The organism is Bradyrhizobium sp. Leo78 (genome assembly GCF_059512425.1).
Genome location: NZ_JCAMOT010000009.1, coordinates 134,856 through 153,108, shown reverse-complemented (window position 1 = coordinate 153,108; position 18,253 = coordinate 134,856). Strand labels below are relative to the sequence as shown.

At 64.4% G+C, this 18,253-nt stretch carries 18 protein-coding genes; 14 read left to right on the top strand and 4 right to left on the bottom strand.

What is annotated here, in order from left to right; genetic code table 11:
* Positions 1-95: 95 nt before the first annotated feature.
* The 3 genes from AC5ZG1_RS14485 to AC5ZG1_RS14475 form a co-directional block, all read right to left on the bottom strand.
* Complete coding sequence (locus AC5ZG1_RS14485; protein ID WP_496133252.1) at positions 96-1,010, bottom strand: RNA polymerase factor sigma-32; 915 nt, start codon at positions 1,008-1,010, stop codon at positions 96-98.
* A gap of 561 nt (positions 1,011-1,571) precedes the next feature.
* Positions 1,572-2,936 (bottom strand): PQQ-dependent sugar dehydrogenase, encoded by a 1,365-nt coding sequence (locus tag AC5ZG1_RS14480; protein WP_496133251.1) that lies wholly within the window; start codon positions 2,934-2,936, stop codon positions 1,572-1,574.
* Complete coding sequence (locus AC5ZG1_RS14475) at positions 2,933-3,403, bottom strand: DUF2231 domain-containing protein (protein WP_496133250.1); 471 nt, start codon at positions 3,401-3,403, stop codon at positions 2,933-2,935. Before AC5ZG1_RS14475 ends, AC5ZG1_RS14480 begins: the two co-directional genes overlap by 4 nt.
* 498 nt (positions 3,404-3,901) lie before the next feature.
* Here AC5ZG1_RS14475 and AC5ZG1_RS14470 point away from each other — a divergent pair, with 498 nt between their 5' ends.
* Both AC5ZG1_RS14470 and AC5ZG1_RS14465 read left to right on the top strand, forming a co-directional pair.
* Entirely contained in the window at positions 3,902-4,615 is a 714-nt protein-coding gene (locus tag AC5ZG1_RS14470) for an STN domain-containing protein (protein ID WP_208827457.1), read from the top strand.
* Positions 4,616-4,888: 273 nt separating this feature from the next.
* Positions 4,889-5,443: an RNA polymerase sigma factor gene (locus AC5ZG1_RS14465; protein WP_456641817.1), complete on the top strand. Its 555-nt coding sequence runs from the start codon at positions 4,889-4,891 to the stop codon at positions 5,441-5,443.
* A gap of 41 nt (positions 5,444-5,484) precedes the next feature.
* Here AC5ZG1_RS14465 and AC5ZG1_RS14460 read toward each other — a convergent pair whose 3' ends face one another.
* Positions 5,485-5,664: a hypothetical protein gene (locus AC5ZG1_RS14460; RefSeq protein ID WP_464346192.1), complete on the bottom strand. Its 180-nt coding sequence runs from the start codon at positions 5,662-5,664 to the stop codon at positions 5,485-5,487.
* A gap of 172 nt (positions 5,665-5,836) precedes the next feature.
* On the opposite strand from AC5ZG1_RS14460, the gene AC5ZG1_RS14455 reads away from it, so the two are divergent.
* The 12 genes from AC5ZG1_RS14455 to AC5ZG1_RS14400 all read left to right on the top strand — a co-directional run bounded on the left by AC5ZG1_RS14455 (position 5,837) and on the right by AC5ZG1_RS14400 (position 18,153).
* Positions 5,837-6,835 carry a FecR family protein gene (locus tag AC5ZG1_RS14455; protein ID WP_496133249.1) on the top strand — a complete coding sequence of 333 codons (999 nt, stop codon included), beginning with the start codon at positions 5,837-5,839 and terminating at the stop codon, positions 6,833-6,835.
* 80 nt (positions 6,836-6,915) lie between these two features.
* Positions 6,916-7,719, top strand: a complete 804-nt coding sequence (locus AC5ZG1_RS14450) for a S1 family peptidase (RefSeq protein ID WP_496133248.1) — start codon at positions 6,916-6,918, stop codon at positions 7,717-7,719.
* Positions 7,720-7,738: 19 nt separating this feature from the next.
* Positions 7,739-8,176, top strand: a complete 438-nt coding sequence (locus AC5ZG1_RS14445) for a hypothetical protein (protein ID WP_496133247.1) — start codon at positions 7,739-7,741, stop codon at positions 8,174-8,176.
* 312 nt (positions 8,177-8,488) lie between these two features.
* Positions 8,489-10,147: a ShlB/FhaC/HecB family hemolysin secretion/activation protein gene (locus tag AC5ZG1_RS14440; RefSeq protein ID WP_496133332.1), complete on the top strand. Its 1,659-nt coding sequence runs from the start codon at positions 8,489-8,491 to the stop codon at positions 10,145-10,147.
* A gap of 2 nt (positions 10,148-10,149) precedes the next feature.
* Entirely contained in the window at positions 10,150-12,168 is a 2,019-nt protein-coding gene (locus AC5ZG1_RS14435) for a DUF2341 domain-containing protein (protein ID WP_496133331.1), read from the top strand.
* Positions 12,169-12,174: 6 nt separating this feature from the next.
* The gene (locus AC5ZG1_RS14430) at positions 12,175-12,579 is read left to right on the top strand and encodes an ExbD/TolR family protein (RefSeq protein ID WP_027584694.1); all 405 of its coding nucleotides are present in this window, start codon (positions 12,175-12,177) and stop codon (positions 12,577-12,579) included.
* Between the two features lie 167 nt (positions 12,580-12,746).
* Positions 12,747-13,079, top strand: coding sequence for a hypothetical protein (locus AC5ZG1_RS14425; protein ID WP_245475176.1), 333 nt, complete (start codon positions 12,747-12,749; stop codon positions 13,077-13,079).
* On the top strand, positions 13,076-13,813 hold the full coding sequence (locus AC5ZG1_RS14420; protein ID WP_496133246.1) for a TonB C-terminal domain-containing protein: 738 nt from the start codon (positions 13,076-13,078) through the stop codon (positions 13,811-13,813). Before AC5ZG1_RS14425 ends, AC5ZG1_RS14420 begins: the two co-directional genes overlap by 4 nt.
* 47 nt (positions 13,814-13,860) lie before the next feature.
* On the top strand, positions 13,861-15,738 hold the full coding sequence (locus AC5ZG1_RS14415; RefSeq protein ID WP_496133245.1) for a putative porin: 1,878 nt from the start codon (positions 13,861-13,863) through the stop codon (positions 15,736-15,738).
* Positions 15,739-15,740: 2 nt separating this feature from the next.
* Positions 15,741-16,340: a hypothetical protein gene (locus AC5ZG1_RS14410; RefSeq protein WP_496133244.1), complete on the top strand. Its 600-nt coding sequence runs from the start codon at positions 15,741-15,743 to the stop codon at positions 16,338-16,340.
* On the top strand, positions 16,337-17,392 hold the full coding sequence (locus AC5ZG1_RS14405; protein WP_496133243.1) for a peptidylprolyl isomerase: 1,056 nt from the start codon (positions 16,337-16,339) through the stop codon (positions 17,390-17,392). The genes AC5ZG1_RS14410 and AC5ZG1_RS14405 overlap by 4 nt, the downstream gene beginning before the upstream one ends.
* An 8-nt stretch (positions 17,393-17,400) precedes the next feature.
* Positions 17,401-18,153 carry a hypothetical protein gene (locus AC5ZG1_RS14400; protein WP_496133242.1) on the top strand — a complete coding sequence of 251 codons (753 nt, stop codon included), beginning with the start codon at positions 17,401-17,403 and terminating at the stop codon, positions 18,151-18,153.
* Positions 18,154-18,253: the final 100 nt, after the last annotated feature.

Below are 18,253 nucleotides of genomic sequence, written 5' to 3'. Positions count from 1 at the left end.
TTGCAGGGGACAATGAGGTGAGATCCTCAGTCCGCCTCTAGGGCGTTGAGCATGGTCTTTTCGAAAAACCGGTATCGACTTTTCCGGATCATGCTCTAAATCTGCATTTCGTATTCCGCGCGTACCCGTTCATGACCCGACTCGTTCCTCTGCGGGCGGTCACGTTGCGTGGGCGGCGGCACGCTCGTCGCGCCATCAGGCGTCAATCGATCGGTCCTCAGATAGCCGACCGCTGCGCGCTTCACTTTTTCAAAGGCGTGGTTCTCGATCTGCCGCACGCGCTCGGGCGAAATGTCCATCCGGCTCGCGAGTTCTGCCAGCGTGGGCGGGTTGTCGGTGAGGCGCCGCGCCTCGAAGACCTGGCGCTCGCGCGGTGTCAGCACCTTGAGCGCGGCCGAGAGTGCGCTCGTCTGCTGGGTCGTCTCGTCCCGTTCCGCCAGTATTACTTCGGCGTCAGGGGAATTATCGACCAGCATCGTCTCCCATTCCGCCGTTTGTCCATCGTCGTCCATCGGCTTGTTCAGGGAAAAATCGCCGCGCAGCCGGCCGTCCATCTCGATCACGTCGGCAGCGGTGACGCCCAGGTGCTCGGCGACCACATTGGCAATTTCCGGCGTGAGCGAGGTCTGGTTGTTCGAGACTTTCCTGATTTCGCTCCTGAGGCGGAAGAACAGCTTCTTCTGAGCGGCGGTCGTTCCGATCTTGACCAGCGACCAGGAGCGCAGGATGTATTCGTGAATGCTCGCCTTGATCCACCATAATGCGTATGTCGAAAACCGCGAGCCACGGTCCGGCTCGAAGCGTTGTGCGGCAACGACCAGACCGACATTGGCTTCGGCGATGATATCGGCGAGCGGGAGACCATATCCGCGATAATGCCGCGCTACCTTGGCTGCAAGCCTGAGATGACTTTTGACGAGCGCATGCAGCGCGGCCTGATCGCCGAGTTCATGCCAACGGCGTGCAAATTGCTGTTCCTGGTCTGCGTCCAATAGAGAGTATTGTTCCATTGTAAAGCTTCCTATTTGCGCCCGACGCCTTGCGTCGAGTGCTGGTCGAGGCCCGCGCTATGTCGAGGCATTACGATCATTAGGAGCAGGCGTTGCATCGGTCTTTCGAGAGCGACGGTTTTTGCTGAAACGCACATTTCAGATCACTTCGGTCGAAGCCCGGAGTTTGTGTCGTGCCGAGGTCGAAGCCGCTCGGGGCCGGTAACGTGCACTGAGCTGTTCATGGCGATCACGCTCTCGCTTCGAGTTAGCTGCAAGCTGAACGTAGGCCATGCGTGGTCGGCGGGGCCACTAAACAGGCGTTTAATGAGTTCACGTCCGATTGAGAGGATGCTGCTTACAAATCGGTGAGCTTGCTGTGCTCGCAGGCAAGCGAGTTCACGCCGCGGTTATTTGTGAAGCGCAGGTTGGTCGAGGAGGGGAGGCGGCCGTGCGAATTCGCAAATGCGTGCGATCTCGCTCTTGCCATTGCTCGCGGGCCGCGCGCTATTCCGATGATGGCGGAGCCGGACGTCGCGAACGACGCCCGGCTCTGCCTTGCTCCTTGGGCTCCTCTAGCGCTTATGTGTCCGACTTGGTTTGGGCCGCTGGGCTCGTGGCGGACACCCGCCACACCGTGTTTCCGACATCGTCGGCGATCAGCAGTGCACCCGCCCGATCGATCGCGAGGCCAACCGGCCTGCCGCGCGCGTGGTCGTCCGCATTGAGGAATCCCGTGACGACGTCCTGCGCCGGACCGGATGGCTTGCCGCCGCTGAACGGTACGAACACCACCTTGTAGCCGTTGAGTGGGGTTCGATCCCAGCTACCATGCTCGGCGACAAACGCGCCTCCGTGATATTGCGCTGGAAGGTTGTTGCCTGTGTACATGGCGAGGCCGAGCGGTGCCACATGCGAACTCAGGGCATAGTCCGGCACGATCGCCTTGGCCACGAGATCGGGGCGTTGCGGCTCGACGCGCGGATCGAGATGCTGGCCGTAGTAGCTGTAAGGCCAGCCATAAAAGCCGCCATCCTGCACCGAGGTCAAATAGTCCGGCACGAGATCGGGACCGATCTCATCGCGTTCGTTGGCGATGGCCCAGAGCTTGCCGGTCTCGGGCTCCCACTGCAGCCCGGTGGGATTGCGCACGCCGCTGGCGAAGATGCGATGGGCGCCGCTCGCGCGGTCGATCTCCCAGATCGCGGCTCTCTCGTACTCGGCCTGGATGCCGTTCTCGGTGATGTTGCTGTTCGAGCCGACACCGACATAGAGCTTCGTGCCATCGGGGCTCGCGAGCAAGGTCTTGGTCCAGTGATGATCGATAGGCCCGCCGGGAAGATCGGTCAGCTTGGTGCCTGATGCGGTGATGCTGGTTTGTCCATCCTCGTACGGATATCGCACGATCGCATCGGTGTTCGCGACGTAGAGATCGTGGCCGACCAGCGCAACGCCGAATGGTGAGTTGAGGTGGTCGAGGAATACGGTGCGCACATCGGGAATGCCGTCGCCATTGGTGTCGCGCAACAGCGTGATGCGATTTGCATCCTCGGCCTTGGCGCCGGCGAACCATTGCACCCAGCCGGTGACGAGATCCTTGGGCCGGAAGACCGGGGCCTTCGGGCCATTGCTTTCGATCACCAACACGTCGCCGTTCGGCAGTACGTAAAGCGATCGCGGATGTTGGAACCCCGTGGCCAATGCACGGACCTGCAACCCTTCCGCCACCTTCGGCGTTTCGTTACCCCACGGAGCTGGCCGCGCAATCCTGATCGGCGGCAGCAGATATTGCTGCACCTCCGGCAAGTACGGATGGGCGCCGATCTGCCTTGCGGGATTCCCGCCGCTGTCGTCACAGCCCGCAAGACTCAAGGCAGCAGCGGCGACAGCCACGGTGGCAAAGCGCGGCAGGTTCGTCGCACGGGCAAGATTGAGCAAGCTGGTCATTCGACTGCTCCTGCGCGATCGCTGTAGGTCAAGCCCCAGCCTCCCACCGCCAGGGACAGCAGAAGGATCGTGACCAGCCCCGAGAGCGCGAGGCCGGTCGGCACCACCGCGGTATAGCCGTCACGGCTGTGAACGAGGACATTCACGATCGAGAGCACGATCGCGACGACATAGGTGAGTGCGCGAAACCAGGCCGGCCTCTGCCTGTCGATCAGGAGATCGATCACGGCGGCGATGGCCGCAAGCGCCGCGATCACCAATCCGGCCGCAATCAGCCAGACCGAAAATCTTTCCCACATCACCAGCGCAGTTCGCCAATAGGCGAGATCGGTGACGAAGGCGCCGATCAAGTAGGCGACCGAAAACGGCAGCAGCACTTGATGGATGGCGTGCCGGCGGGGCGCAACCACCGGCACCGCTTTAGTTTCGACTGTGGAGTTGGTGTAGGCCACCGCGATCTGTGTCATACTTCGATCCTCACCATCGTGTGCAAGTGCGCGGCGGCTTTGCGCCGACGCCTGCTTTGCGAGGCAACTTTCGATCTGTTCGATATGCCGGAGCGCTTCGCAGCTCCCATACATTGCAGATGGGAAAGTGGGTCGCGCTTTCAAAAGCACGCGTTCGAAACTGACGGTAAATCCTCTGTGACCTTACCCGCTGAGCTCGGCCGGCTCGCGAAGCCTATCCGAGCTGCTTCCCGCGTCATCGTCTCGAGGCGTGCGCTCGTTCGGCCGCGGTGGTATCGGCTGATGTGCCAAGGTCGGGCAGGTGACGCCGTCAGGCAATCTGTCATATGGTTGACATAGGAAGGTACGATGTGAGGACGGAGAGATGGCGCGACCTCCGGGATCTGCTTGCGCGAAATCGAAGGCCCTTGCGAGGAAGTAGCCAGCGAGACGGCTCAGTTGTCAGTGATGCTAAGTATTGGCCAAATCGCTTCGTCCCGGGCGCAAGTCCGGCAAAGGATGAACTTACCCCGCCTCGGCGCCTGGACCTTGGCGAAGGTCGCGGCGCTACTTGTCATTCTGGTCGGGGTTACCGTCGCATCCGGAAACGAGCGGACGCCGCCGGTCGGGCTCATGACGTTCAATATCCCGGCGCAGCCACTGATCGACGCGCTGCAGGCGTACAGCCAGCAGGCCGGCGTCCAGGTGATGTTCGAAACGACCTCGGCAGCCGGCTTCCGTTCGCCGTCGGTCAACGGCGAGTTCACGCCGCAGGCCGCGCTGCTGATGCTCCTGGCCGATACTGACCTGAGGGTTCGCTATAGCCGATCCAACGCCGTGACGCTCGCGCCGGCGTCCGTGCCGGATCCCGACGAGCCGCCCATCCATCCCCCAGTCTCCGCGGACATAACGCTTGGAACGTTACGTGTTCGCGGTACGACCGACGCTCCCGATCGCAATCTGGGAGAATATATCAGCCTCCTGCAATCGGACATTCAGAAGGCGCTCAAGAAGGGCGGGCGGACCAGGCGGGGCGAATATCGGGTCGCGGTCAAACTATGGGTGACGCCGTCCTCGCGAGTCATAGACAGGGCCGAGCTCGACGGTTCGACAGGCGACTTTGATCGGGATAGCTCGATCGCCGAGAGCTTGCGTGGCCTGGTGTTGAGCCAGCAGGCGCCGCCCAACATGCCGCTCCCGATCCGCTTCATGATCTCGATCCACGCGCTGTAGGCGACTAATATAAGGGGTTGCCTCAAGCTCCGGCGACATCTTACTCGATGCCGGGGCGATCAAACGATTCTCGGGGCGCAGCCGTTGCAAGCTTCCGGCTGAATGGCCGCGGTATCTTAATATTCCCGCACCTGTGGTTCGATTGCCGCGATCGCCGACCAGCTTGCGAGTGACTGATGTCCGTCACGCGAGTGTCATCCTCGGTGGATAGGGAAAATAGCGGGACTGACCGCGATCTGCGAAACGCAGGGCGTGGCGTTGCGGGGCTGGTAGGTGTCTGATTCGAATAGTAAATCTCTGCGAGAGACAGTCGCAGCTGATTACGAGGGCTTGGCCAAGCGTCTGACGCGTTGCCTTGGCTCCTCGGATTTCGCGCGCGAGGCGCTGCACGAAGCGTTTCTGCGGGTCGATCGAGTATCCGATGCGGTGCCGATTCATAGCCCCGTCGACTATCTGTTTCGTACCGCGCTGAATGTCGCCAAGGATCGGCGCAAAAGCGATCGGCACTTGTTGAACGCCTCGGAAATCGCGGCGATCATGGACGTCATCCCCGACGACCGTCCGGACCCGGCAATGGTGACGGAATCGCGCATCGAGCTGACGGAATTTCAGAAAGCTCTCGCAGAATTGCCCGCCCGGCGGCGCGATGTATTTATCGCGGCCCATCTTGATCATCAGCCCCACCGCGAGATTGCGGATCGGTTTGGCATCAATGTGCGCACGGTCGATTTCGACCTGCAGCATGCCATGGAGCATCTCAGCCGTCGGCTAGGCCGCACCGTTCTCCGGCGCCTCGGGCCGCGTCCAAAGGCGAAAGCCAGCGAGTAGCTTGCATCTTGGCAAGAGACGTGCTTGTCAGGCTGTCTAGATCATAATCCGATTGGACGGATCGGATCATGATCTCGTCTCTTTGTTTGAGCATGATCTTCCTGCGCAAACGCTTCGCGTTTGTCGCGAGGGAAAACCGGTTTCCACTTTTCCGGATCATGCTCCAGCGGCGTTTTTCCAACGCGCACGGTTGAATGCCGGCGCGGATCGCGAATCTTCAAGAAAAATTTTGAAAGATGCACTTTCTATAGCGACAAAGAGCTTGAAAGTGCGGATAGGCTGCATTTTCGATTCAGTCTTCCTTTGCGTCAATCGTCTATAGAGCATGAGGACGCGGTATTTCTGAGTACGCCGAAGTCATTCGGCGGGAGAATCAACAAAGAGCGATTGGCCTTGACCGCAGGCGACGATATTCCTTCCGAGCTTGACCCGCTGCTGCGGCAGGCGCTTGCGTGGGTTATTCGCCTGCACTCCGGGTCGGCGACGTCGGACGATGCTGCCGCTTTGGCGCTTTGGCGGCAGCGCAGCGATGAGCACGAGGCCGCCTTCCGCGATGCCGTGAGGCTGTGGCGCAGTTTCGGCGAGGCGACGCGCGTGCTCGCAAGCCAAGAGCTTGTGAATGTTGAACGCCGCAGTCAACGCGACGCGCGCGACAGGCTCAGCCGCCGGGCGCTGGTCGGGGGCGCGATGGCTGCCGCCGCATCGGTGGCCGCCGGATACGTGGTCGTTCGTCCGCCGATGGGGCTATGGCCATCTTTCGAAGAACTGTCGGCGGACTATCGGACCGGCAAGGGCGAACGGCGCAACATCGCATTGGCCGACAATGTCTCGCTGACGCTCAACACCCAGACCAGCATCGCCGTGCGATCCGAGCAGGGCGCTCCGCGCATCGAGCTGATTTCGGGCGAGGCCGCCGTCGAGGCGGAGCGCGACGCGCCCGCGCCGCTTGTCATTGATGCCGCCGGAGGCCGCGTCACGACGCGTCGCGCCAGTTTCAATGTGAGATGTCTCGATCGTGCCGTCTCGGTGTCGTGTCTTGAAGGCGCCGTCGAAGTCGAATGGAAAGGACAACGTGTCGCCATTTCGGGCGAGCAGCAGATATCCTATTCGGCGGAGATGGGGCTCGGACGCGCCTCGCAAGCGGATTTGGAGCAGGCGGACGCCTGGCGAAAGGGTCTTCTGATCGTTCGCGACTGGCCGGTCAATCGTCTGGTCCAAGAGATCAATCGCTACCGGCCGGGCAGGATTGTCGTTATGGACGAGCAACTTGGGCACCGCATGATTTCGGGCACGTTTCATCTCGATCACCTCGACGACTTCATCGCTCAGGCCCACGGCCTGTTCGGCGCCACGGCGCGGAGCTTGCCGGGGGGCATCGTGTTGCTGAGCTAGCGTCTTGAACGGACTCCGCGCCCCGCGACAAATTGTTCGAAAACGGGTCTGCCAGACAAATTGCAGGACAAGAGGATTCAATGATCAAGCCGCGACATGCGGATGGCGCGCACCGGTGTCGCGGATTGGCCACCGTCATCCGAGGCATCGCGGTCGGTTTCGGACTGCTGGGGTTGACAACGGCGGCCGCCTGGCGCGCCGAGGCTCATGACATCGGCTGGGCGGTTGGGCATTTCGCGCCACATCAGCAGCAGTCCGAGGTTTCGCCCCTGGCGCGCACGCAGGAGCCTACGGTGCCCAACCGCCAAAAGACCGGCACCGGCTTTTTCGTCGATGACAAGGGTCACATGCTGACCGCCCGTCACGCGGCAGACGATTGCGCGCGCCTCGTTGTCTTCAAGGAAGGACGGGCGCTGGCGGCGCAGCTCGTGGGTTTGTCGCCCAGCACGGATATCGCGCTGATCAAGGTGTCGAAGACCTTGGGGCTGGCGGCGGTTTTCCCGAGTACGGTGGGCGTGAGCGCCAACGACATGGTGTTTGCTTCCGCTTACGACAAGCTGGCGACAAACCGTGGCCTGTTTGCAAACGCGACCGTCGCAGGCAGCCCAGGCAACCAGTCGGGTGCGCTGCAGATAGATACGGATGTCACCTTCGGCGCCAGCGGTGCGCCGGTACTGGACAGTCGTGGCCTGGTACAAGGGATCATAAGCCGCAGGACCGGATCGAGCCGCGTGGTCGCGGTGGGGGCAGGGGACGCCAAGAGCTTCCTCGCCTCCAAGGGTGTTCGTGTTGTGGAAGATGACCGGTCCCAGATCGTCGCCGCGACCTCGCGCGCCAGCCGAGCGGCCTCGCTCTCGGCGCGGGTCACGTGTTTGCAGAATTGAGGCGAGACGGATGTGGCAGATGAGTTTGTCCAAGATAGCCGGTTGGGTTGCGGCGACAGCCATCGTGGCGACGTTTTCGCCGGCGCTGGTTTCCGCGCCAGCGCGGTCGCAGGAATATCGCGAGGCGAGCAAGGCGCCGCCGCACTGGACTCAATTCGCGAAGCTGGTCAGGTATCGTTTTGAAGACTGGATGGGAGCGGATGACGAGGTCGGCAATCGTTTCCGGGCCTATCTTCGCGAACACCGCGGAAAAGAGGACGGCCCGCCGCAGATGCTCGAGGTGCGCGCCTGGCTCAATCCTGACGGCTCGGTCGAAAAGGTGACCTTCCCTCCGCTCAACAATGCGCAGGCCGACGCCGATCTGCGGAAGATCCTCACGCGGGGCAATGTCGGGGAGGCGCCGCCACCGGAAATGCTGCAGCCCCTGCGCCTGCGCCTGTTGCTGAATCTGAAATAGCATCACGACCGGGACGACGCCGGGAAAGCCCGATGCCGCGTGGTTTGCGCAGTGCGCTTCGCTGGCGATCCGCACGGCGCACGCGCTGTCCGCGAGTCGTAAGGCGCGCAAAAATTTCTTAAGACTTTGATTCAGTCTCGTTCCGGCTCGATCGTCTGTTGAAGTGAGGCACCATGAACGCGGCATTCCGCCGTGTCGTCATGTGCGTGCCCAGGAGACGAGCGAGCACCCGTGCAATCTGAGATCGGTTACAAGCGTGGCGGACCTGCGTCCGCCCGAACGGTGTTGCTCGGCCTGAGGCCTGTCGTGTCGGTGATCGCCGGCGGTCTTTGCGCGCTGACGTGGGGTGAGGCAGGCGCCGCGCCGCAAAGGGCGCCGCAGCCGGCGAATGCACCCACGGCGCAGCAGCCCGCGAATGCGGACAATGCGGCGGCGCCGGCGCAACGCTTCGACATCGACGATTTCGCGGTGCAGGGCGCCGACAAGCTGCCGCAGATCGAGATCGAGGAGGCGATCTATCCGTTCCTCGGGCCGAACAAGAGCGCCGACGACGTCGAGAAGGCGCGCGCGGCGCTGGAGAAGGCCTATCGCGACAAGGGCTTTCAGACCGTGAGCGTGTCGGTGCCGACGCAGAATGCGCTGCGCGGGGTCGTCATTCTCAAGGTGGCGGAGATGAAGGTCGGGCGGCTGCGGGTCAAGAATTCGCGTTACTTCGACATCGAGCAGATCAAGGACCGGGCGGCCTCGCTGAAAGAGGGCACGCTGCCGAATTTCAACGATGTCACCAAGGACATCGTCGCGCTCAACCAATGGCCGGACCGGCGGGTCACGCCCGCGCTGCGCGCTGGCGTCGCGCCGGGCACGGTGGATGTCGACCTCAACATCGAGGACAAGGCGCCGCTCCACGGCACCGTCGAGGTCAACAACGCCAACTCGCCGAACACCACGCCGGCCCGCCTCATCGCCACCGTGCACTACGACAATCTGTGGCAGCTCGGGCATTCCGCCAGCTTCACCTATCAGGTGGCGCCGCAGCGGCCGGGCGATGCCGAGGTGTTCTCGGGGTCGTATCTGGCGCGGATTCCCGACGTCGAATGGCTGAGCTTTTTGCTCTACGGCGTGAAGTCGAGCAGCAACGTCGCCACCGTCGGCGGCACCAACATCGTCGGCCCCGGCGAGATCATCGGCGGCCGCGCGGTGATGACCTTGCCGGGCCGGGAGAACTTCTTCCAGACGCTGTCGGTCGGGGTCGACTACAAGCACTTCGACCAGACCGTGGGATTGGGCACCGACAGCTTCGCCTCGCCGGTGACCTATTATCCGGTGGTCGCCAGCTACGGCGCGACGTTCCAGAACGAGACCTTCACCACCCAGTTCAACGCCGGCATCACCTACAGCCTGCGGCCGTTCGGCAGCGACTGGACCGAGTTCGACGTCAAGCGCTATTACGCCTCGCCGAGCTTCACCCATTTCAACGTCGACGTCGCGCACACCCAGGAATTGCCGGAGAATTTCCAGCTCTGGGGCAAGGTGCAGGCCCAGGTCGCCGACGGCCCTCTGGTGTCGAGCGAGCAGCTCAGCGCCGGCGGCCTCAACACCGTGCGCGGCTATCTGGAATCCGAGGTGCTCGGCGATGACGGCGTGATCGGCAATCTCGAGCTCCGCAGCCCGGACCTCGGCGCGATGCTGCAGAAGGAGATGAAGGACGAGACCGGCCAGGGCGCGCCGCGTTTCACCACCTTCAACGAGTGGCGGCTGTTCGCCTTTGCCGACGCCGCGCATGTCAGCATCCAGAAGCCGCTGCCGGATCAGCAGTCGGCGTTCAACCTGTGGAGCTACGGCGTCGGCACCCGCTTCAAGGTGTTCAACGCCTTCAATGGCATGTTCGCGCTGTCCGTTCCGATGGTCAGCCAAACCTATACGCGCGCGGGCGACCCGCGCTTCAACGTTCGGCTCTGGGGTGAATTCTGATGATGGGATGGGACAAGATGCGGGCCATGGGGAGCGGTGCGAGGCGCGCGGCCGCGAACGCGGCGGCGATGCTGTTGCTGGCCGTGGTGGCGGTGCTGGCGCTGGCGGCGCCGGCGAACGCCTGGTGGAACGATGAGTGGCAGCTGCGCAAGAAGATCACGATCGATGCCAGCGCCGCCGGGGCCAACATCACGGACCCGATCGGATCGACGCCGGTGCTGGTGCGGCTGCACACCGGCAACTTCCGCTTCGCCTCCGCCAAGGACGACGGCTCCGACCTCAGGTTCGTCGCCGGCGATGACAAGACGCCGCTGAAGTATCACGTCGAGAAATATGACGGGCTGCTCAGCGAGGCGCTGCTCTGGGTCGCGGTGCCGAACCTGCAGCCGGGGGCCAAGGCCGAGATCTGGCTCTACTACGGCAACAAGAAGGCGCTGGCCGCGGCCGACGCCAAGGCGACCTACGACCCCGACACGCTGCTGGTCTATCACTTCAACGAGCGCGGCACGCCGTCGCTGGATTCCTCGGTGTGGGCCAACAACGCCCAGAGCGTCGGCCAGCCGGCGGAAGGCGCGCTCATCGGCAATGGCGTGCGGCTGACCGGGCAGAACCCGGTGACGCTGCCGGCCTCGCCGTCGCTGACGCAGGCCGCCGGTGGCGCGTTCACCTGGTCGGCGTGGATCAAGCCGGCGGCGGCGCAGCCGAACGCGGCGCTCTACAGCCGCCGCGACGCGGCGGCCGGCAATGCGCTGGTGATCGGTCTGGACAATGGCGCGCCGTTCGTCGAGGTGACGACGGCCGGCGCCGCGCAGCGCAGCGGCACCGGCGCGCCGGTCGCACCTAGCACCTGGCATCATCTGGCGGTGGTCGCGAACAACGGCCAGGTGACCTTGATGCTGGACGGCACTCCTTACGCGTCGGTCGCCGCCGCGTTGCCGGCGCTGAACACGGTGGCCCTGATCGGAGGTGACACGTCTGCAACCTCCAGTGCAGCTCCGATCGCCCAGGCCGCCCCGTCCGCAGCCGCGCAGTCCCCTGCTGCGACGGCTGCGGACGGCAGCGCGGCGCCGCCGGCGGACGATGCGGCCGCCGCGGCGCCGGTCGCGGTCCCGGCGATGGTGGGCTTTGCCGGGGACGTCGACGAACTGCAGATCGCGAAGATCGCGCGGCCGGCCGGCTTTCTCAAGTTCGCCGCGATCGGGCAGGGCCCGGACCAGGCCAAGCTGATCAGCTTCAGCGTCGACGAGGAGACCGGCAGCTGGCTGTCGGGCTACTTCGCGGTGATCCTGAAGTCGGTCACGCTCGACGGCTGGGTGGTGATCGGCCTCTTGGTGATCATGGCGGCCTTGAGCTGGGTGGTGATGGTCGACCGCTCCGGCTATCTGAACCGCCAGGCCAAGGCCAACGCGGTGTTCATGAAGCACTTCCGCGCGGTCGCCGACGACCTCACCATTCTCGACCGCGGCGCGGATGCCGACGTCGCCACCCTCGGCGGCCGGCTGTCGGCGGCCGATGCCAAGGCGATGAAGGCGTCCTCGCTCTACCGCATCTACCACATCGGCGCCGAGGAGATCCGCCACCGCTTCCGGAATGGCGCCGCCCCGGTGCTGTCCGGCGCCTCGATCGCGGCGATCCGCGCCGCGCTCGACAGCGGCGTGGTCAAGGAGATCCAGCGGCTGAACCGGCTGATGGTGATCCTGACCATCGCGATCTCCGGCGGTCCGTTCCTCGGCCTGCTCGGCACCGTGGTCGGCGTCATGATCACCTTCGCGGCGATCGCGGCCTCCGGCGACGTCAACGTCAACGCGATCGCGCCCGGCATCGCGGCGGCGCTGGTCGCCACCGTGGCCGGCCTCGGCGTCGCGATCCCGGCGCTGTTCGGCTACAACTACCTGATCTCCAAGATCAAGGACCTGACCAGCGACATCCAGGTCTTCGTCGACGAGTTCGTGACCAAGATGGCGGAGTTCTACTCCGCCGACCGGCCGGACCCGACCCTGCACCGCATGGCCGCGGAGTAAACGGCGATGCAGCTGCAGAGCGACTCCAAGCCGTATGACGACATCAACATCACCCCGATGTTGGACCTCGCCTACGTGCTGCTGGTGATCTTCATCATCATGACGACGGCGACCGTGCAGGGCCAGAAGGTCAACCTGCCGAAGGCCTCGGCCGCGCCGTCGCTGGCGACGCAGACCACCAAGGCGATCACGGTCGCCAACGACGGCAAGATCTTCCTCGACACCATTCCGGTGACCCTGCCCGAGCTCGAGCAGCGGCTGGTGCAGCAGAAGGCGCTGACGCCGGAGTTCCCCGTGGTGCTGCGCGGCGACGCGCAGGCCCAGTACCAAAGCGTGATGGACGTGCTCGACCTCTTGGGCCGCATCGGCCTTAACCAGGTTGGACTCGCCACCAAACCGCTCGTGAAGTGATGCGATCGTCGATCCCGGTGCCAACGCCTCTTCCTCACACGCCCATTCGGCGCAAACGCGCCTATGAGCGTGCGCTCGATGCGCTGCAGCGAGCGCTCGTCCGGCTGCGGCTGGTCGGGCCGGCTCTCGATAACCTTGCCTCCGATGCCGCGAAGGGAGGGGATTGCGTGAGTTCTGTCGTTCTGCCGTTTCCCATTCGGGGCGAAGCGCTTCTGGTCAAGCTGGCGAACGAGCTCCGCGGCCGCGTCACGGCCGGAGAGCTGGAGGATGATCCGTTCCTGGCGACGATCTCGCGCGGCCGCCGGCCGCGCCTGTCGATCGACCGCGACGCCTATGTCGAGTTCAACGCCGAAGACGAAACCTTTCATCTCAAGATAGATGCCTCGCCCGTACTAGCGCTGACGCTGGAGACGAAAGAGTTCACAAGGCTCGTTGAATTCGTCTTTCAGTATTTCGCTGAGCGCGATCGCGGTCTGCGGCAGGTCGAGGTCGTATCGTGAGCAAGCTTCGGGACGATTGGAATCTGCCGGACGAGCCGTCAGATCGTCAGCGCTCTATATTCCGCGGCCCCGGGATGCGCTACGGCGCGGCGCTTGTGGTGATCGCCTTGCTGTTCGGCGGGGCAGGCTACTGGCTGTTCGGCGGGGACGATCTGCCGCCGCCGCGACAGGTCCGCGAGATCACGATCGTCAACATCACGCCGCCACCTCCGCCGCCACCGCCACCTCCGCCGCCCGAGCAGAAGATGATCGAGCAGCCGAAGATGGCCGAGCCGGAGTTCAAGGAAGAAAAGCCGATCGAGAAGCCGCAGGACGAGCCGGTCAAGGACGCCAAGAACGACGAGCCGCCGGGGCCGCTGTCGCTTGACGCGCAGGCGACCGGACCAGGCGATCTCTTCAATCTTGGCGGCAAGCCGGGCGGCAATCCTTACGGCGGCGGGGGCGGTGGTGGCAGCCGTTGGGGCTGGTACGCCTCGATGGTGCAGGCGCAGATCGAATCCGCGCTGCGTTCCAACAACAGGACGCGCAGAGCGGTCATGGAGGTGCAAATCCGCCTGTGGGCCGACAGCACCGGCCGCATCAACCGGGTTCAACTCGTGCCATCGACCGGCGATGCCGAACTCGACGCGCTGATACGTAACGACATTCTCGGCAGTCTGACGCTGCGCGAACCGCCGCCGAAAGACATGCCGATGCCGATGGTGACGCGCGTGACCGCGCGTCGGCCGAGCTAACGCGACGTTTGTCAAACACAACGGACTACAAGAGGACTGGGGACAAAATGTTTGAGATTAATCCAGGTGCACGCCGGCGCACGCTGCTGCTCGCTGTCTCGCTGGCTGCGCTGTCCTGCGTGGCGCCAGCACTTGGCCAGCCCGCGGACGAGGCCGGTGCGCCTGAGAAGAAGGTGGAGTCCAAGCGGCCGAAAGTGTCGGATGCCAAGCCGACCTCGCCGAATACGACGGTCAATCTTCTCAACCTCATGGTGAAGCGCAAGCTGCTGAGCGAGGATGAGGCGCAGTCGCTGATCAAGCAGGCCGAGGACGAAGCCTATGTGTCGCGCCAGGCCTCCAAGGACGCCACCAGCAAGGCGGATGAAGCCGCGAAGGCAGCGACCGTGGCCGCGGCTGCCGCCAATCCGCCCGGCACCCGGCACGTCACCTATGTGCCGGAGATCGTGAAGCGGCAATTGCGCGAGGACATCAAGAAGGAAGTGATGGCAAAGGCCGAGAAGGAGAACTGGGCCTCGCCGGGCGCGTATCCGGAATGGGCGCAGCGCATCCGCTTCTACGGCGACGTGCGCGCTCGTTATATGGGCAGCTTCTTCCCGACCGGCAACGATCCGGGGCTGATCAACTTCAACGCGATCAACTCAGGCTCGCCTTACAATCTGGGACCAGACAACCTCAACCAAATCCCGACGTACAACACCTATCAGAACCGCAACCAGGTGCGGCTGCGCGCCCGCCTCGGCATGGACGCCGACCTCACCAACGGCTTCGCGGCGGGCCTGCGGATCGCGACCGGCGAGAGCAACTCGCCGGTCTCGACCAACCAGACGCTGGGCGGCAGCGGCTCGAATTTCTCCAAATATTCGATCTGGCTCGATCGGGGCTTCCTGAAGTATCAGCTCCCGAACCAGGACGTGGTGGCGCAGGTCGGGCGTTTCGACAATCCGTTCTGGTCGCCGACCGATCTGGTCTGGTACCGCGAACTCGGCTTCGACGGCTTCGCCGTGCAGGCCAAGCAGGAGGTAATTCCGACCATTACGGCGTTCGGCGTCCTGGGCGCGTTTCCGATCTTCAATACCGACTTCAACGCGGGTACCAACGCGTCTTACGAGAATGGTGGTGGAAAGCTTCCGAGCCACGACAAATGGTTGTTCGGCGCCCAAGGCGGCTTTGCCGCACGGTTCGACCCGGTCTCTGAGTTCCGCTTCGGCGTGGCCTATTACGATTTCGAGAACGTGCAGGGGCAGCTCTCCGAGACTTGCTTTGTCGGCTCGAGTTCGGATAGCTGCAGCTCGGATCTGTCGCGGCCGCTGTTTGCCCAGAAGGGCAACACCTACATGATGTTGCGCAACATCTACAGCGACGTCCACAATAATTTGGGCCAGAACCTTCAGTTTCAGTATTTCGGATTGGTCCAGAAATTCCGCCCGGTGGTCGCCAGCGCCTCGCTCGACCTCGGCGAATTCCATCCGTTCCACATCGTGCTCGACGGCGAATTTGTCTGGAACTCAGCGTTCAATCGCGCGCTGACGATCCCCGGCACCGGGCTTGCGCCTGTGTCCAACGTCCCCGGCATCGCCATCAACAACCGCGCTGGTACCGCGAGCGGGTCGGTGCTTGGCCCGTTCAACGGCGGCGACATGGGCTGGATGACGCGCGTCACCGTCGGCAACAAGGAGATCAAGCACTTGGCCGACTGGAACGTGCATGTCGGCTACAAATACCTGGAGTCGGACGCGACGCTCGATGCCTTCGCCGATTCCGATTTCGGGCTCGGCGGCACCAACCTCAAGGGTTACTTCCTCGGCGCCAATGTCGGCCTCAGCGAGAACGTGTGGGCGTCGATGCGCTGGCTGAGCGCCAACAGCATCGCCGGCTCGCCCTATGCCGTCGACGTCCTCTTGGTCGATCTCAACGCAAAGTTCTGATCATGAAGATACGCATCCTCACCTTCCTCACGGTCGCCGTCGCGGTGTGTTCGCATCTCGAACCCGCCCACGCCGATGCCGAGACCGATCGGCTGCGCGAAGCCCTGCGCAGCGCCACCCTGCAGACCCGGCAACTGGAGGACCAGCGGACGGCGCTGCAGGCCAAGCTGGCGGACGCCGAGCGCGACAAGGCCGCGGCCAAAGCCCAGGTCGACGCCGCCAAGGCGCAGGTCCGCCAGACCGAGAAGCAGCATCGCGAGGCCGTCGACGAGTTCAACAAGCGCCTCGCCGAGCGCGACGAGACGCTGGAGAAATGGAAGTCGGCCTATGAAGAGGCGGCCAATGTCGCGCGCGACAAGGACGCCGCGCGGGCCAAGTTCGAGGGCGAGGCCAACGCCTACAAGGCCGCGACCAAGGGCTGCGTCGCCAAGAACGACCAGATGCTGAAGGCCGGCCGCGAGCTGTTGAAGCAGTACAAGAGCGTCACGATCGGCGACACCGTCGTCGCGCATGAGCCGATGCTGGGGCTGCGTCGGGTGGAAATCCAGAACAACATCCAGGACAGCGGCGACAAGATCCTCGACCAGAAGGCAGAACAATGAACATCTCCTCCCTCCGCGGTGCACCCCTGATGCGATCCTTCCGTGTGTCGATGATGGCGACGGCGCTGGCCGCGCTCCCGCTGGCCGCCGCCGCCCAGACGGCCCCGCCGGCGCCGCAGCGTCCGGTGCAGGCCGTCGCCAAGCCGAAGCCCGTGGCCCCCGCCGCCGCGGCTCCGCAGCCGGCGGCGACGACGCAGGGCGCGGCCACCGCCAAATCCGGCGCCGGTGACGACGTGATCGCCCGGGTCGGCAGCACCAACATCTCGGCCGACCAGATCCGGGCTTATGTCGCCGCGCTCGGGCCGCGCGAGCGCGCCGCGTTCGGGCAGGATCCGAACCTGCTCAGCCAGGCGGTGCGCTTGATGCTCGCCAACCGCCTGGTGCTACAGGAGGTCGCGGCCAAGAAGTGGGACCAGCAGCCGGCCATCGCCGAGCAGCTCGACCGGGTGCGCGAGAGCGCGGTCGCCGAGCTCTATCTGCAGCAGGTCTCGACCCCGCCGGCGAGCTTTCCGAGCGAGGACGACCTGCAGAAGGTCTATGACGCCAACCGCGCCTCGTTCCTGATGCTGCGGCAGTTCGAGCTGGCGCAGATCTTCGTGCCGCTGGCCAAGGACGCCGACAAGGCGGCCGAGGACAAGGCGAAGAAGACTGTCGAGGACATCCAGCGCAAGCTGAAGGCCCCCGGCGCCGACTTCGCCGCGCTCGCCAACGAGACCGGCGAGGTCAAGAATGGCGGCGAGCTTGGCTGGCTGGCGGAGACCCAGATTCGGCCGGAAATCCGCACCCAGGTGATGGCGCTCGCCAAGAACGCGATCGCCGAGCCGATCAAGCTCGACGACGGCTGGCACATCATCAAACTCACCGACACCAAGGCGTCCTACACTAGGACCTTGCCGGAGGTGCGCGAGGTGCTGGTGCAGCAGATGCGCAGCGAGCGGGCGGCGATGCTGCGGCGGGCCTACCTCGCCGAGCTGCTGAAGCAGAATCCGCCCGTCATCAACGAGCTCGCGCTCTCCAGCCTGATCGGCGGCCCGACGCCGGCGGCGCGGTAGCCTGTGCGATGGCTGCCGTGCCGCCCATCGCCGAACCGGCGCCGGACTGGAGGCTGACCACCGGTCGGCTGCGGACGCTGCTTGCGATGTGCGGCTATCGCGGCGCCGTGCTCGCGACCTGGCGGCGGCATGTGCTGCCGGCCGGGTGCCGGGTCTGCCTGCAGTTCGGCGATCAGCTCGCGCGCGACGGCGACGGCCTGACCCGTGTGGTGATCCGCTGCAGCCTGGAGCTCAACGGCCATGACGCGCGCATCGGCGAGGTGACCTATTGGCAGATCCGCAAGGTGGTGCCGGCCACGGTCGAGGGGCAGCGCGTCCATTTCGAGCTCGAAACCGATCTGTTGCTCGGCAGCATGATCCGGTTTGACGATGTGCTGACGCAGGGCGCGGAGATGCTGCGCCATCTGCGGCTGCTGATCGCGGATGCGCGGCTGACGCTGGCGCATCTGCCGGTCAACGACCGGCTTGGCGAGGAGGCCCGTGCGCCGGTGCTGCGGATCGAGGCCCGCTTCGCCGCCGACCTCGCTGCCGGCCGCTCCGGTCTTGTGGTGCCCGATCCGCAAGACGCCGGCGGGCCGGCCACAGCATCGTTCCGCACCACGACGCGCCATGTCGGCCTCGGACTCGCCGCCTGCGACTGCCTGACCGACCAGGTGCTGCCCGACCTGGCGCAGGCGGCGCGCGCCCTGATCGCGCAGCAGCGCGCGCTGGGGACGGCGCAATGGCCATCCCAGGTGCTGCCCGCAAGCGCCGCCTTTTGATGCCGATGACGCAACGATTGTCGTCGGAACACTGCAACGTCTGCAACACACGCCGGCAGCATTCCGCTGCCATTTGACGATCCGCTCACCCACAACCTGT